At 33.3% G+C, this 16,004-nt stretch carries 15 protein-coding genes, 1 tRNA gene and 1 pseudogene; 11 read left to right on the top strand and 6 right to left on the bottom strand.

Annotated elements, in window-relative coordinates; translation table 11 throughout:
- Positions 1–271: 271 nt before the first annotated feature.
- Both GM3709_RS07700 and GM3709_RS07705 read left to right on the top strand, forming a co-directional pair.
- Entirely contained in the window at positions 272–823 is a 552-nt protein-coding gene (locus GM3709_RS07700; RefSeq protein ID WP_066118023.1) for a photosystem I assembly protein Ycf4, read from the top strand.
- Positions 824–1,646: 823 nt separating this feature from the next.
- Positions 1,647–2,099, top strand: a complete 453-nt coding sequence (locus tag GM3709_RS07705) for an anti-sigma regulatory factor (RefSeq protein ID WP_066118025.1) — start codon at positions 1,647–1,649, stop codon at positions 2,097–2,099.
- On the opposite strand, the gene GM3709_RS07710 is transcribed toward GM3709_RS07705, so the two are convergent.
- Positions 2,060–2,371 carry a DUF6439 family protein gene (locus GM3709_RS07710; protein ID WP_066118026.1) on the bottom strand — a complete coding sequence of 104 codons (312 nt, stop codon included), beginning with the start codon at positions 2,369–2,371 and terminating at the stop codon, positions 2,060–2,062. The genes GM3709_RS07705 and GM3709_RS07710 overlap by 40 nt on opposite strands.
- 40 nt (positions 2,372–2,411) lie before the next feature.
- Between GM3709_RS07710 and GM3709_RS07715 the strand changes: the two genes are divergently transcribed.
- The 3 genes from GM3709_RS07715 to GM3709_RS07725 all read left to right on the top strand — a co-directional run bounded on the left by GM3709_RS07715 (position 2,412) and on the right by GM3709_RS07725 (position 4,491).
- The gene (locus GM3709_RS07715; protein ID WP_066118028.1) at positions 2,412–2,774 is read left to right on the top strand and encodes a hypothetical protein; all 363 of its coding nucleotides are present in this window, start codon (positions 2,412–2,414) and stop codon (positions 2,772–2,774) included.
- Positions 2,775–2,930: 156 nt separating this feature from the next.
- Positions 2,931–3,947 (top strand): HD domain-containing phosphohydrolase, encoded by a 1,017-nt coding sequence (locus GM3709_RS07720; protein ID WP_066118030.1) that lies wholly within the window; start codon positions 2,931–2,933, stop codon positions 3,945–3,947.
- 46 nt (positions 3,948–3,993) lie between these two features.
- Positions 3,994–4,491, top strand: a complete 498-nt coding sequence (locus tag GM3709_RS07725) for a DUF1269 domain-containing protein (RefSeq protein WP_066118032.1) — start codon at positions 3,994–3,996, stop codon at positions 4,489–4,491.
- Between the two features lie 307 nt (positions 4,492–4,798).
- Here GM3709_RS07725 and GM3709_RS07730 read toward each other — a convergent pair whose 3' ends face one another.
- Positions 4,799–5,842, bottom strand: coding sequence for an aromatic ring-hydroxylating dioxygenase subunit alpha (locus GM3709_RS07730; protein WP_066118034.1), 1,044 nt, complete (start codon positions 5,840–5,842; stop codon positions 4,799–4,801).
- Between the two features lie 77 nt (positions 5,843–5,919).
- On the opposite strand from GM3709_RS07730, the gene GM3709_RS20685 reads away from it, so the two are divergent.
- On the top strand, positions 5,920–6,072 hold the full coding sequence (locus GM3709_RS20685; RefSeq protein ID WP_173645708.1) for a hypothetical protein: 153 nt from the start codon (positions 5,920–5,922) through the stop codon (positions 6,070–6,072).
- A gap of 48 nt (positions 6,073–6,120) precedes the next feature.
- Here GM3709_RS20685 and GM3709_RS07735 read toward each other — a convergent pair whose 3' ends face one another.
- Positions 6,121–6,597, bottom strand: coding sequence for an SRPBCC family protein (locus tag GM3709_RS07735; protein WP_066118036.1), 477 nt, complete (start codon positions 6,595–6,597; stop codon positions 6,121–6,123).
- A 176-nt stretch (positions 6,598–6,773) separates the two neighbouring features.
- On the opposite strand from GM3709_RS07735, the gene hemF reads away from it, so the two are divergent.
- From hemF to GM3709_RS07750, 3 genes are all read left to right on the top strand, one after another.
- Positions 6,774–7,799: an oxygen-dependent coproporphyrinogen oxidase gene (gene hemF, locus GM3709_RS07740; protein ID WP_066118038.1), complete on the top strand. Its 1,026-nt coding sequence runs from the start codon at positions 6,774–6,776 to the stop codon at positions 7,797–7,799.
- Positions 7,800–7,977: 178 nt separating this feature from the next.
- A complete protein-coding gene (locus GM3709_RS07745; RefSeq protein WP_066118040.1) occupies positions 7,978–8,370 on the top strand; it encodes an FHA domain-containing protein in 393 nt (130 codons plus the stop codon).
- An 88-nt stretch (positions 8,371–8,458) separates the two neighbouring features.
- A tRNA-Leu gene (locus GM3709_RS07750) sits at positions 8,459–8,539 on the top strand.
- 382 nt (positions 8,540–8,921) lie between these two features.
- Here the strand turns inward: GM3709_RS07750 and GM3709_RS19070 are convergent.
- A pseudogene (locus tag GM3709_RS19070) lies at positions 8,922–10,079 on the bottom strand (IS630 family transposase).
- A 197-nt stretch (positions 10,080–10,276) separates the two neighbouring features.
- Here GM3709_RS19070 and GM3709_RS07765 point away from each other — a divergent pair.
- Positions 10,277–12,847, top strand: coding sequence for a DUF3769 domain-containing protein (locus GM3709_RS07765; protein ID WP_066118042.1), 2,571 nt, complete (start codon positions 10,277–10,279; stop codon positions 12,845–12,847).
- Between the two features lie 34 nt (positions 12,848–12,881).
- Here the strand turns inward: GM3709_RS07765 and GM3709_RS07770 are convergent, their stop codons facing one another.
- Positions 12,882–14,027 (bottom strand): MFS transporter, encoded by a 1,146-nt coding sequence (locus GM3709_RS07770; RefSeq protein WP_066118044.1) that lies wholly within the window; start codon positions 14,025–14,027, stop codon positions 12,882–12,884.
- Positions 14,028–14,210: 183 nt separating this feature from the next.
- Between GM3709_RS07770 and cobT the strand changes: the two genes are divergently transcribed.
- On the top strand, positions 14,211–15,353 hold the full coding sequence (gene cobT, locus GM3709_RS07775) for a nicotinate mononucleotide-dependent phosphoribosyltransferase CobT (RefSeq protein ID WP_066118046.1): 1,143 nt from the start codon (positions 14,211–14,213) through the stop codon (positions 15,351–15,353).
- Here cobT and GM3709_RS07780 read toward each other — a convergent pair.
- Entirely contained in the window at positions 15,297–15,755 is a 459-nt protein-coding gene (locus GM3709_RS07780; RefSeq protein WP_066118049.1) for a hypothetical protein, read from the bottom strand. The genes cobT and GM3709_RS07780 overlap by 57 nt on opposite strands.
- Positions 15,756–16,004 lie beyond the last annotated feature (249 nt).

Consider the following 16,004-nt stretch of genomic DNA (forward strand, 5'->3'; position numbering starts at 1 on the left):
TAGAACTAGAAACTCCTACTATTTGCAGTTTTTCATATTGGATATTAATTGTCGCATTTACATTTCCATCATGGTTATTATTGCAATTAGGGCAAATCCAAATCCATTGTATTATTATATGGCATAGCAAACTATTCACTTTATTTAAGCATAATGCAAAACATAAGCTAAAAATAATCTTATTCAGCAAATCTAGTTCCTTCGGAAAATTGACTTTATCTCAATGTAAGTTAAAATTTGATCTTGATGAGAATAATTTTATATATAACTAATGGATACAAATAACGCTGTTTTACGTCAAGAAATTATTGGTTCAAGACGTTTTAGTAATCTTTGGTGGGCTAGTGTCGTTTCTATCGGTGGTATCGGTTTTTTATTAGCTGGTTTGTCTAGTTATTTTCACACTAGCTTCCTCCCTCTAACAGATACTTCTACCCTTCAATTTGTTCCTCAAGGTATTGCTTTAACCTTTTACGGCGTAGCGGGTACATTACTAGCCTTATATTTATGGGTAATGATTTTTCTTAATGTGGGTAGTGGTTACAATGAGTTTAATAAAGAAAAAGGCAAAGTAACTATTTATCGTGTGGGATTTTTAGGAAAAAATCGCCGTATTGAATTGGTTTATGAGTTAGACGATATTCAAGCAATTAGGGCAGAAATTAAAGAAGGTTTAAATCCTAAAAGAACGTTATATTTGAGGGTTAAGCCAAAAAGAGATATTCCTTTAACTCCTGTAGGTGAACCTATTTCTTTATCTAAATTGGAAAATCAAGGTGCCCAATTAGCTCGTTTTTTAACCGTACCTTTAGAGGGCTTATAAAAATTGGACTAGGAGAAGGGGAAGATAAGACAGGAAGATTGATTTAATTATTGGCGAAGGTAAGGAATAGTATTAATAGTTGAGATAAAATGTCTTAAAATTACCTCAGTTCGATGCAAAATGTATGGGTAATACCAAAGTATTAGGTATTACTTGTTAGGTATAAGGTAAATAATTGTTCAAAAACTGTTAACAATTGATTTTACTTAGATTAATTTAATTAAATAATTCAATCAGATTTAGTATTGTTAGAACCTAAATCCTAAAACCTATCTACATCAAGGGTTTTTTCTCGAACTCAGGTTAAAATTGATTTTAGGTAATTATTTACTAAATTTAATATTCATTACTGGGTAAAGTTTTGTTCGTTACTACTCTTAAACTTTTATTCATCACGAATTTTGTTTTTCTAAAATTTTTGTGAATAGTTGCTATATCAACGATCGTTACGTTTAAATATTACTTCCCTATTGTCAATTTTGGACAAGTTTATTACTGTCATTTTATTTCAGTACATAACAACTATTGTACGAACACCTAAAATCAATTTTAGGGCGGTTTAAGTCAATTCTTAGTCCTACATTCTAAACTTTACACCTTACACAATATTATTAAGTATTTCTAATGAGGTTAATCATTGTGATATAATTATTGATAGGAGCAAATTTTAAAAGATAATTCCTATGTTGAATCTTAAGTATTTATAACTACTGCTTATGTTGTATTTAGTTTTCTGTAAATTCATTGGATAACAGTAAGTAATGCTTTAATATTTTATGATGTTATTCAAAATTTCACTATCTATAAATCAGGAGTTAATGACGTGATTTCTATTACACTGCCTGTTAATGTTAGTAATTGGAAAACTGTTAGTTTCGCCTCCACTTTATATCTTTGTCCAGTTCTTGATTTATTATTAGAAAAAATACCGAAAGAATTACACCCAGAAATTAGATTGGGATTACAGGAAGCCCTAGTGAATGCGGCAAAACACGGCAATAAATTGGATCCTAGCAAAAGAGTAATCGTTAAATTTTCTTATTGTCGAGGAGAATATTCTTGGTTAGTTTGTGATCAAGGTGATGGATTTATCAGAGATTGTTGTTGCCCTTTAGAAAAACTTGATTTGCCTCCAGAAGAGGCGGAAAATGGTAGGGGACTTTGTTTATTACATCAAATATTCGATCGAGTGTTATGGAATAATCAGGGTACTCAAGTCAAACTTTGTAAACAATTTCATAAATTCCCTAAACCTTCTTCTCTCACATCCCCATGAGTTTTTTTATGACCATGAGTAGGACAAGGTAAAGGGTTAATACTACGATCAAGCCAACCTTGAGCTTGATTAATTCTTTGTAAGGCTTCTTCTGGCTCGTCATTGAGCAAATAGACTAAACTAGATGCTAATTGTTGTAATGCTTGTGCTTTACGATTATTTTTGAGTTTATGCCAATCATAAGAACTAATTGTCATTTTTTCTGCGAGTAACTGTGCCAATTCCAAATCACTCATATTCGTTACAGATTTTGATTCTACATTTAAACTCATCTTGTTATAATTCTCCTTAGTATCTTGTTTTTATTGTAGAATGTCTGACCACGAAACTAAATCCGATTCCCCAGAAATTGATATTACCGATGCCATCGCCAATATAGAGTTTTCTCTTGAAAAAATAAAAGAACGTCATCAACAAATTATACTCGATCGAGCTAGAAAAGAAGAATTAGAACAAAGAAAACAAGAAATCAAAGAATTGCAGAAAAATAATACTCAAGATTCCCTTAAAAGTGAACTGCATTTTTTAGAACAAGAATTAACACAAATAGAAATACGACTAGAGAGTGAATTGTTTAAATGGAGCAGTTTAAATGAACCTTTTTGGCAAATAGTCAGATTTGTCGGGATTGGTATTATTATTGGTTGGTTTTTGAAAACCTACTCAAGCCCCTGAGAAAAACGAACATTCCTCATTTCTTGACACTAACCGAAAATTTGCGTAATTTAACTGATGTCGATCGAAGATTAATAACTGACAATGGATATAGATAAAAAATCTCTATGACTGGGGAACTATATCTACAAAATTTATAAAATTAGGTTGTTGATCATGAGTAATTGTCATAATATCTCAACATTAGACCGACAAGGACGATTTCTTTCCACTGTTTCCAACTCCTGTAAAATAATGGTGGTGGATGATCAACCCCTAAGTCTTTTACAAGCTGTTGATTTAATTCACTATGAAGGTTATAACTCGATCGAATGTTTAGATAGTCGTGAGGTGCTGACATTAGCCTTTGAACATCAACCTGACGTTATTTTAATGGATATTGTTATGCCAGAAATCAACGGTTTTGAAGTAGCAAAAATGCTTAAATTACAACCTCAAACTAAATATATTCCAATTGTTTTGATGTCTGTTACCGATGAGCCGAATTTATGGAAACAAGCCTTTAATATTGGTGTGGAAGAAGTTATTTTAAAACCTTTAGATCACAATTCATTATTTCCTAAACTCAAAATTTTAAGCCAACAAAAACGCCTCAATGAAGGATTAAATCAGACTCAAAAAGTTTTATTTTCTCTCGCTATGGCGATCGAAGAACGATCAATTAATACTGCTCAATCTCCGTTAAAATTAGCTAATTTAGCAATGAAATTTGGTCAATATTTACAATTATCTGATACGGATATAGAAGATCTTGTTTCTGCTGCTTATCTCCATGACATAGGTACAGTAAGTATTCCCGATTATATTTTAGGAAAATCAACCCCTCTTACTCCAGAAGAAAAAGAAGTTATCCGTCAACACGTTATCATCGGTGAACAAATTTGCCAACCTTTAAGTAATAGATCCAATTTATTAACAATTATTCGTCATCATCATGAAAAATGGGATGGTACTGGTTATCCTGATGAATTAAGCCAAAAGAATATCCCCTATCTCGCCCAAGTTTTTCAGATGGTAGATATATATGATGCACTTACCAGTGAGCGTTCTTATAAATCATCTTACTCCATCGATCATTCTTTAGAAATTATGGAAGAAGAAGTAAGCAAAGGTTGGCGTAATCCTGAACTTTTTTGTCAATTTAAAAACTTTATTTTAAATAACCGACTCTGAACTCTGTTAAATTAGAGTTGATCTATCAAGAATTTTGAAAATCTATATGAGTACTTTAATTGCGATCGCCTACGACGACATTTTCAAAGCCGAAGAGGTAAGATTAACCCTTGCTAAATTACAAAGAGAACATTTAATCGAATTAGAAGATGCCGCTGTTGTTGTCAAAAATAGTGATGGAAAAATCCAACTCAAACAAGCCGTTAACTTAACTACTGCAGGTGCCGCTAGTGGAGGTTTTTGGGGATTATTAATCGGTACTTTGTTTCTTGTACCCTTGTTGGGTGCGGCAGTGGGTGCGGCGACAGGTGCGATTGGTGGTGCATTAAGTGATATTGGAGTCGATGACAATTTCATGAAAGAATTGGGAGAAACCTTACAACCTGATACCTCCGCTTTATTTATCCTTATCAAAAAAGTAACCCCCGATAAAGTTTTAGACGAAGTAAGCAAATATGGTGGTAAAGTTTTACGCACTTCTTTAAGTAAAGATGATGAAGAACAATTACAAGCCGTTTTAGATAGTCATGGTGTGAAATCTTAGAATAATTAGAGTCTGCTGTGAGTTATAGTAATTTTAATTAACATTGCTACAATTTGTAGGGTGGGCAATGCCCACCAAATACTGTTTTAAGGAGAGGTTAATTTTTTGATGTTTTTTCTTAATTAAAGTTTGCTGAATAAATCAGAAGACTATTAAAATTAAGGATTTCTGCATACTATATGAACAAAAAAGTGCGCAGTTTTATCAATTATTACTCAAAAACCTAGCATTTTTCACTTATTTTTTTAAGAACCAGCTTATTTATATATGTGTTACACAAAAAAAACCTCAAAACCTTGATTTTTCATTAGTATTTTACTACTTGGGAAATAATCAAATTTTGTACTTGTGCGATCGCAGGATTAAGTTCATAAAGACGCTGAAAAGGATTATTTAAAAACGCTTCTTGTTCTTGTTTTATCATGGCTACATCCTGACGCACTAATCCATCCAATAACCCTTTAGCTGTACCAAAAAGACTATTTTTGAGAAAACGACGAAAAGCAACGGGTAATTTATGTAAGCGCCAAAAAGCCTCTAAAGAAGTAAAGTGAACTAGATAAGCCTTAGTTGTAGTTTCGTCTATAGGACAAAATAAGCAGTATATCTTGAAATCCTTACCTAAAGTAGAACTCCAATGAGGATAAACATAGCTTACCGTTAAAGGTTCGGGATGCAAACGACGTAATGCAGGAAAAAATAACTGAAAAATTGACCAGATTTTGTCGATACGGTAATAACTTTGAGCCTCATATAATACGTCAACTCGATCGATCTCTGTGGTAATATTCTTTAAGGAAGCAGAAGCCCAAGCCTGATAATTATCGTGTAAGTGTCCATGATACATATCCATTAAATTTTCAATCAGGAAAGAAAAATGTCCAGGACACTTAATAGTTGTCATGCTACCAATATAATTAAGATGCTCCCACTCTGGCAATCCCATCGGTTTAACTTTTTCACTATCACCATCACCCGGAAATAACCAGATAAAACCATCAAATTCTCTCACAGGATAAAGTTTCAATTGACAACTAGGTAATTTTTGTTTTTCCGTTAGATAGGGTACAAAGGAACATTTCCCATCACCATCAAAACGCCAACCATGATAAGCACATTCAATGTTATTGTTTACTATTTGACCATCACTTAATTTTACTTGACGATGAGGGCATCGATCGTCTAAAGCCTTAATTTCCCCTTTTTCATTGCGAAAAAGTACTATATTTTTTCCCCATATAGTAACTCCGATAGGCGTATTTTTTACTTCAGCACTACTAGCTACCACATACCAATGATTAAGATTAATACCACAGGTGCGAATATTCGGTTTAACGTCTAATTGTCCCATCCTAATTTCAAATCTAAATTATATTCTGCCAACTATAATTGTTAGAATATAACGAAAATTGGTTTTAGTAACAAAAAATGAAGATAAAACGTCAATATATTATTCTTCTTACTCTCTTGATTTTAACAGCTTCGATCGTACCCAACTTTTGGCAATTAGGTATGACAGGAATAGTTGGTTTTTTCCTTGCTTATTTAACAAAAGGTAGTCGCAAAGTTAAAACGAAATAGAAATAAAGCAGAAACACCTTTATAAATTTAAAGATTTTTGCATCATACCTAAATAAACTTAGCAGCTGCATTAACTAACTCATCAGCTACCCGTATAGAATAGGGTTTAATTAGCCACCAGATAAAAGGCGAAAGCCACCCCCTTAAAGTAATTGAATAAGAGATATAACTACCGCATAAAGTCGATTCTATCTGATAGGTGATGCGCTGTTCTATTCCCGGAATAGCTAACAAACGGATACTTAATAATTCTCTCGGTTTTACATTCTCTACAAAAATCCGAATTGGAATTGGAGTTAAACGGGTAACGGCTTGAAAAATTAAGCCCGGTTTGGGTATTAAACCTTTAGGTAAATCAGTTTGAGAAAAAAGAGGATGCCATGACATATCCGCTAAATTAATTAATTTTCGCCACACTATATCAACAGGGACATTACTAACTACCCGATAAGTTTTATAAAAGGAAAATTGACATAATAATTTACCTCCCCCCGCCAATAACTTAAAAGAAAAACTTAGAATCATGATAAACAATTAGGAATTAGGAATGAGCAATTAGGAATTAATAGATTTTTCTTTAGTATTCTAGTATTCTCGTCTTTTTTCTGTTGCAGAATATTAAGATCTTCTAATAATCATAGTCTAATGATACTCTCACAGTTTAGATTGGTAAATTGTAAGTTATTTTAATAAATTTTTATATGAACACCGCAACCACATCTGAAACTAACGTTAATCAATCACCTACTTTACCTCCAGAGGATGCAAAAGCCAGAGTTAGTCAATTTATGCAAACTCTTCAAGATGAAATTTGTACTGGGTTAGAAAAACTAGACGGCAAGGGTAAATTTAAAGAAGATAGTTGGCAAAGAGAAGAGGGTGGTGGAGGTCGATCGAGAGTGATGACCGATGGTAATATATTTGAACAGGGTGGAGTCAATTTTTCTGAAGTTTGGGGTAATAATCTACCCCCTAGTATTCTACAACAAAGACCTGAAGCTGAGGGACATTCTTTTTATGCCACGGGTACATCTATGGTATTGCATCCTAAAAACCCTTATATTCCTACAGTACACCTTAATTATCGCTATTTTGAAGCTGGCCCTGTATGGTGGTTTGGTGGTGGTGCTGATTTAACACCCTATTATCCTTTTGCTGAGGATGCTAAACATTTTCATTCTACTTTTAAACAGACCTGCGATCGACATAATCCTGAATATTATCCTGTCTTTAAACGCTGGTGTGATGAATATTTTTACCTCAAACATCGCAACGAAACTAGGGGTATTGGTGGTCTATTCTTTGATTATCAAGATGGGACAGGAGTGTTATACAAAGGATCTCATAAAGATAAATCTGCGGCAGTTTATAGTAATTCCTTACCACCTCAAAATCATCGCACATGGGAGGACTTATTTTCTTTTATTCAAGACTGTGGTAGAACTTTTCTCCCCGCTTATGTGCCTATTGCTGAAAAACGTCATGATATGGAGTATAGCGATCGAGAACGACAGTTTCAATTATATCGTCGAGGGCGCTATGTAGAATTTAACCTAGTTTACGATCGAGGCACAATATTTGGTTTACAGACTAATGGACGAACAGAATCCATTTTAATGTCATTACCTCCGTTAGTGCGTTGGGAATACGGCTATCAACCAGAACCGAATACCCCTGAAGCAGAATTATATGAAGTGTTCTTAAAACCCCAAAATTGGGCAGAATAATATAATAGTCAGTAATGAAACATCAATAGTGGATAATTATTCATTATTAATTGTTTTAATTACTCATCAATGACTAAATCAGGTAAAATATGAGAGTGTATCGAGTCAAACTTGTAAACAAACTTATCTTTGACTTATAACCAACCAAAATAGCAATCTTTACTCAGATGAAACGTCGGTGATTACCTTAACTCTATTACATCCTCTCAAATCAGTTGCAGTTCAAAAATGGAACTTTGAACCTAATTCAGTAATAAGAATTGGACGGGCTAATGATAATGATGTAGTCTTATATAGTGCTGTTGTCTCTCGTCATCATCTCGAAATTAGACCTAGAGGAGATGATTGGGCTTTGGTTAATTTAGGTTCAAATGGTACTTTCATCAACGGTAAAAAAATTAATAAAGTTTTGGTAAAAGATGGGATGATCATAAGATTGGCAAGTTCTGGCCCTAAAATTAAAATTACCCTAAGTCAAGAAGTAGAATCAGATACCAGTAAACAAGGGCAACAATCAAAACGACAACCCTTAACTAGCAAAGATATTTCTAAAGAAACAGTAATGAATTAAGCATTAATTAAGTTTCCATTGAGACTGGATTGCTTAATTCTTTCCTTGAATTATTTTTCTAACACTGTTATCATAGTATATTGTGTAAGCGGACGTGGCGGAATTGGTAGACGCGCTAGATTTAGGTTCTAGTATCTCTGATGTGAGAGTTCGAGTCTCTCCGTCCGCATTTTTTATTTCTTTTATCTGATAATCGTTTCAGCTAGTTTTATCTATAGCAATTAATATATAGCAATTCTCGTTATGGTGAGGTACAAAAATTATCAGTATCGGGGAATAGGTAATGGTAAATTGGATAAAAAAACTGTACCTCATACTTTTAAGAAACGCTATAAAAACTGAAAATATCTCATCTTTATACAGATTATCATCTTCAATCTCTTACTGCATAATCTATTTAGCTTAATTGTCGCCCCCTCAGGGATAACCGTGCGAATTATCCTTAGAGAAGAATAGATTCGTCTTTGACTTTCCTTTTTTGGAAATGATTTCAACGGTGAAAAATGAGAAAAATCTTTTACTTTTACGTCTTTACATAAGCTAAGACGCATTTAACTTACATTGATTAATTCACCCTTATTCTTAAATTTTTTACTCCAATTAATTACTAAACCTCCTTCATTTAATAAGTAATTTACTGTTTTTTCTAGCTGTTCTTTATTTTCAAAGTTTCTATAAGCTATATATTCCTTTGCCGAATGCCACACTAATTCTATTAAGTTATAATCTGGACTATATACCGGTAAATATTCTAGTCTTATATTCGGTAGATTTTTTTCTATTTTTTCTACTATTTCCTTTTTTTTATGGAAACTTGCGTTGTCTAATATTATGATTATTTTCGGACCACATTCTTTAAAATCTTTTTCATCATTTCCCTTACTTACCCATTCATTTTTTATTTCTTCCCATAACTTTTTTAATTGTTCACAAAACGTTTCTGAATCACCTTTTTTTATTACAAAACATCTTCTTTTTTTATCCGAATATCTTATTCCTCCCATGATATTTACTCTTCCTCTTCTTCTTTCTCCCTTCACCTTTTTTCTTTTTCCTTTTTTCGTCCATGTTTTTCTTCTTATCACCCTTAAACTAAAACCACATTCATGAGGGGCTGTGTGGCGAATTTAGTTCGCCACTTTAAACGCCCCATCCCAAAACCATACTTGAACTAACTCAGGATTCTCTTTACCTATTTCTATGTAATGTTCTAATTTTTCTTTAAATGCTTTTCTTTGTTCTTGATTTTGTTTGTCTTCTAAACTATATTTTCCCCAAATATAACTATACTTTTTTCTTTTTAATATCCTCACTACTTGTGATTTACTTAATTTAATTCCTGTTTCTTTTTCCAAATGTTCTGATAATCTTTGCCCCGTCCATCGACCAAAATCATATCCAAAATCTTCAGGATTTTTATCAACTACTTCTAATAATCTTTCAATATATTTATCCGTTGCTTTTGTTTGGTTTCCTTTTCTTCTTTTATCTTGCAATGAATCTACATTATTAGGATTACCATGAACTGCCCAGTAAGCCACCGTTTTGGGGGAACAACCCAAAAAAACTGCTATTTCTTGATAATTTTTACCATCATTCTCTAATAAAAATATTAAAATTCTTTCCCTGACTTCCGATCTCTTTTCTATTTTTAAAGCATCTTGTAGATACTTTCTTTCTTCCTCTGACAAAAAATTTTTAGAAGGCATAAATCACACCTAAGTTTTATCTTTTCTGACTTAAATTATATACCAAATCAATGCGTCTTAGCTTAAGACATTCTGACAATTTTTTCAGATCAAGCTAATATAGCAATGATTGTCAACGGCCAATTGTCAATTATACTTAGTCTATAAGTTTTAATACTTATCTTTTTCGTTTATATAAGTTAGCTAGTATTGAACAGATGATTCCTATTGTTAGCAGTCTATTAATTGTCACGACTCCCTATAATTTTGATGGATCTGAATTGCCAGAATTTGACCATAATTCCTCATCCGTCATACTAGCTGATGAAGATACTATTTCGATCGAGCCTAGTATCGAACATAAGCCTTTTTCCAAAGAAGAAAATATTTTATTACCTCATCAGAAAGATTTAATCAAACACGAAAATACAAATAACCAATCTTCTTCTACAGACATCTCTCAATACTTATCAAGTCCTGATATTAGTAATGTTGAGGATGGTAATAAAAAATCTTCTGTGGATATTGCTCAAAAAAAATCATCTCCCAAAGTAATTGAACCTAAAATTCCTGACTCAGAATCTTTACATTTAATCTCTCAAGCAACTTTATCCTCTAAAAATACAGAGTTTAATCCGATACCTATTCCCGTAGAAAATCCACCTCAAATCAAGGCTGAAGAATTAGGAAAACCTCTGAGTTTAACAACGAATAATTCATCATCTTTGAGGATAGATACAAAATCAACTTTGAAGTTCAATACCACTAAAAGACTAATTACCACCTCACGCAAAGGTAAGTCTCATCAATTCAATTTTGATTTACGTTCATCTTCTTTTGAAGTTGTACAAAATAATTCCATTAATAATGATTCTCCTTCTAATCTTCTCAATGTGGTAGAAATTTTGGCTGACGAGCAGGAATATTTAGATCAACAACAAATTATTAAAGCTAGGGGAAATGTTGTTATTCGTTTCTCTAATGGTATTTTAATCGCTGATCAAGTATTAGTTAATCTCGTCGATCGTATTGCTGTAGCCGAAGGTAATGTGACTTTAGAAAGAGGAGAACAAAGTTTACGAGGCGATCGTTTTGAGTATTACTTTGTACAAGATCAAGGAGTCATATTTAACGCCAATGGTGAAATATATCAACCCAGTCTTAGTCAAGATTTTCGAGGACAAACCGCCAATAATCCTTTACCTCAACAACCTCTAAGTTGGCAATTTGAAGTAAATCAACCCTTAAGAAAAGTGGTGTCAGCAGAAGGTTTTAGTTTTGCCGTAGGTAGCATTAGAGAATATTCTTTAGTACAAGGGGATCAAACTTCTGGAAGTGTTTCAACAGGGGGACAAGTTAATCGTTTTCGTTTTCAGGCAGAAAGAGTGGACTTTGATAGTGATAGTTGGGATGCGACTAATATTCGTATTACTAATGATCCTTTTTCTCCTCCAGAGTTTGAAATTAGGGCGGATACTGCCAAATTAAGGAATATATCGCCTTTTCAAGATGAATTAACCACCACAAATTCTCGTTTAGTATTTGATCAACGAGTTTCGATTCCTTTATTTCAAGATCGCTTGATTTTCGATCGACGCGATCGCAGACCCGGATTATTCTCCATTGGTTTTGACGGAGAAGACTTAGGGGGTTTATATATCGAGAGAGATTTTGAAATTTACACCGACGAGAAAACCATTTTTACCCTTACCCCTCAAATCCTATTACAAAGAGCATTTTTCCCCGATTCTTTTGTGGATGATAACGCCATTAACCCTGATGATAATGGAGGTTTATTTAATCCCTCTAGTTATGGTTTAGTAGCTAATTTAATTACGGATTTTAACGATCGAACCAACTTAACTTCAATCCTAAACTTTACAGGCTTAGACTTAGATAATATTGATAATCGTCTTCGAGCCACTGTCCAATTAAACTATAAAATAGGTAATCTCCAAGCACCTTACAATACAAGTTTACAATACAACTATCGAGATAGACTTTTTAACGGTTCTTTAGGATTTCAAACCGTACAACAAAGTTATGGACTTATAGCAACTTCTCCCTATTATCAAATTGGAAAATCTAGTTTCGGTTTCGTCTATCAAGGTTCGATTCAAAACGTTACTGCTGATACCGATCGACGAGAATTATTAGGAGAGAATCCCAGAGATAATCTAACTAATCTTACCCGTTTTCAAGCCGCAGGGATCTTAAACGGAAACATTTTATTATGGAGTGGGCAATCTCTCCCGGCAACCCCAGAAGAAGGCTTAAAATATACTTCTACTCCAGTAGCACCTTATCTCAGTTTTAATACAGGATTAACGGGGGTAAGTAGCTATTACAGTAACGGGGATCTTCAACCCACTCTTACTGCAACAGTAGGATTACAAGGACAATTTGGACATTTTTCCAATCCTTTCTTTGACTATACTGGTTTTAATGTAAGTTTTAGTCAAGGTTTTAGGGGTGATCAATCCCCATTCTATTTCGATCGATTTGCGGATGATCAAGTGTTATCATTAGGATTGACCCAACAACTCTATGGGCCTATTAGAGCAGGATTACAAAGTTTTATCAACGTGAAAACTAATCAAGAAATCAGTACCGATTATTTTATTGAATATAGTCGTCGTACTCATAATATTATCATTCGTTATAATCCTGTCTTAGAAATTGGCTCAGTTAATTTACGCATCAGTGACTTTAACTGGGATGGTAATGCCGCACCCTTTGGAGGTACAGGTATTCGCCCTGTTGTAGATGGAGTTACTAGAAATGATTAACTTGATTAAACCTTAATTGAATTGGATTTACCTATTATTCAGTGTTAGAATTTTCCCCTAAAACTAATATAAAACCCAACAAAAAAGAGAAAAACCCGATCGTTAATTTGGTTAATGGCGATAAACTATTGAAAGTAGGGAAAAAATAATCAAATAAACCCATTCCTAAATTAAAACCACCAAAATAAAACCCTATTGCTAAACCATATTGTCCCATATTAGAGACAGATAAAGCATAAGGGATCGTGCCATTCATCAGAAAATTAAATCCAAAAAAGACAATTAAAATTCCTATCATGGCAAATAATTGTAGAGAAATATTAAAGCAGAATAAAGCTATGATGCAGAAAAATAAACCTATTAATAAGGCTACTTTTGAATTAAGTTTAGAAGCTATTTTACCTGTAGGTAATGCCATAAATGCTAATATTAATAAAATAAATAAAGTTGTTAATTTATTCTCATGAAAGTTATTAACATAAGGTAATAAAACTCTTATTCCCATAGCAATACTTACTCCAATTCCTACTAAAGAAATTGAGGTAAAAAAGGGTAATAGGGAAGATTTTTTTTCTGAATTAACTACTTTAAAAGGGAAAAATAACCATCTCAAATAAAGTGCTGAACCTAATAAAGAAAAAGAGGCAAGAGAAAAACAAAAAACTGCACCTAAATCCAGTAAGATGGGAGTGATAATTACTCGAAAAGCACCAATTACTCCACTAACTACGACTAAAGTACTAATAGTTTGAGATAAAGGTAAATTAGAGGACACCGCTAGTTCTCCTAGTAATGCCATCACTGGAGTGCGAAAAATTGTCATAGCCAAAGCCCACATTACCGCAAGAATTGGTAGTAACCAAGTAAATCCTTTAAATACTATTAAAATCGGTAAAGAAATAAATAATATTGAAGATAAAATAATCCCTAAAATAATGATAGGTAAACGGGTTAATTTTGATTTTTCTACTCGATCAGACAAAAAACCAAATAGAGGTTCAGTAATGGCACTTAAGAAGTTTTCTAACAGAAAAATAGCACTAATTACTGCTAAGGAAAATCCAAAAGATTTAAAAAATTGAGGGATATATAAACGATAAATTAGCCATGATAAACTAATCACCCCCTGTAAAAGTGCGATCGACCAAACTTGTCTCCATAACTGATTATTATTACCCATATTCACTCCATAAATAAAAAGTGGGGAAGAAAATTTTGGGAAAATAGAAAGTAGTAGAAAAAGAAGAATTGATGAATTTACAATTATTTTTTATTGTAGCAAAAGGTTTTACAGCAGTAAAATTACCTTAAGTACGATCGAGTTTTTGGCTTTCTATTCCAATATTTCAACACTATATTTATAATGAATAATTTTAGAAATGATGATATTAAAATCTACACAGAAATTGAAAAAGGAAAGCAATGGTTAAGTAGATATACTGGTTGTCTTCCTATTTTTACTTGTACTTTAGGATTTACGGCGACTGCTTTATTAGAGGGAATTTCTACCGCAGGAAAAACTCCTGAGTCTCGTCGTTATACTGCTTTAGCGGATGCGGAATTATTAGTTAACGGAGTCACTCTTAATCCCGTATTTCCCTTGCCTTCTCTAGCTGTGGGAGTTTCTCCGACTTTTATTAGTCGATCGGTAATAGAATGGTTTAATCTGCCTATTTATGTTTTTAATAGTGGTTTATTACAACAACCCTCTGTTACTACTATTGATTTACAAGGAAAACCTGCTAATTGCGTTTCTACAGGAAAAGCGTTACCTTTATCTACCGTCAAGCATCTTTATCAAAAAGGGTTATATTGGGGAAAATTGTTAGGTGAAAAAGCCCAAGCACAAAGGCACACTTCTCACCCGAGTTATATTATTTTAAGTGAATGTGTGGTAGGAGGTACAACTACTGCCTTGGCGGTATTAACTGCTTTAGGTATTTCTGCGCAAGGAAAGATTAATAGTAGTCATCCAATATGCAACCATCAACAAAAATGGGATGTGGTACAAAAAGGATTAAAAAACGCCAATTTTTCTACTAACCCAGATCCCTTCGAGATTATATCAGCTATCGGAGATCCGATGCAAATAGTCGTGGCCTCGATCGCACTTTCCGCCAGTCAACAAACCGGAGTTATGTTAGCAGGGGGTACGCAAATGTTAGCCGTTTTTGCCCTGATTCAAGCCTTAAAAACAAGATACTATCAAGATGCCAATTTAGATAATATCATCGTCGGTACAACCCGTTGGGTAGCAGAAGATTCTACTGGAGATACCGTTGGTTTGAGTAAAATCATTAGTAATGTATCTTTATGTGCTACTAAATTGAATTTTAGTAACTCTTGTTATCCTAGTTTACAGGCATTTGAACAGGGATTTGTTAAGGAGGGAGTTGGCGCTGGTGGCTGTGCGATCGCATCCCATCTACTGGGTATCAATAAACAAGAATTATTGGGCATGATAGAAACCATTGTTTCTAGTGGGCTCATGACTACGAATAGCTAACAACTGATCTTCAAGAGAAGCAATACGATGATAAGCCGCCGTTAATTGGGCTGTTAAGCGATATACTTGTTCTTCACAGGATATATTATTATCTGATTGAGAATAATTGGATAACTCAGAGTACATTGACATATCATCAATTAAAATATCTTGATGAGAATTAAGGTTATTATGATGATGTTTATTACTATGGGAATTGCTAATTAATGTCAAATTAGGCGGAGAATCGTTTTTTTTCTCCCAATGATGATTTTTTGACAAATTATCATGATAATCTGACTCTGAGGAAAAAAGAGTCTCAACTTCTTCCCAACCGATATACTCTCCCAATTTTTTAACAGTCTCATACAGCTTAGTTATCTGATGTTGTAAATTAATCAATTCTTGCTTTTTTTCTGACATATCACTATCACCCTCTTGCGATTTCTATTTATTTTTTCTTCTTTCTATGCTAAGGTCTAATAGATAATAATCCTCACTATTCCTGATTAATTTAATAATTGGGTTTTACTCACATCTGGCACTAACGATAAAATATACTGATGAGGAAGAAGTTAGGAGTTAGTATTAATAATAATGTGAGAATTTCAGAATATTGTTTGATTTCTCTCGAATGATTTAGGATTGCTATATAGTTACTTTAGCTGACTG

Origin of the sequence: Geminocystis sp. NIES-3709 (assembly GCF_001548115.1) — a bacterium.
Classification (GTDB): Bacteria; Cyanobacteriota; Cyanobacteriia; order Cyanobacteriales; family Cyanobacteriaceae; genus Geminocystis.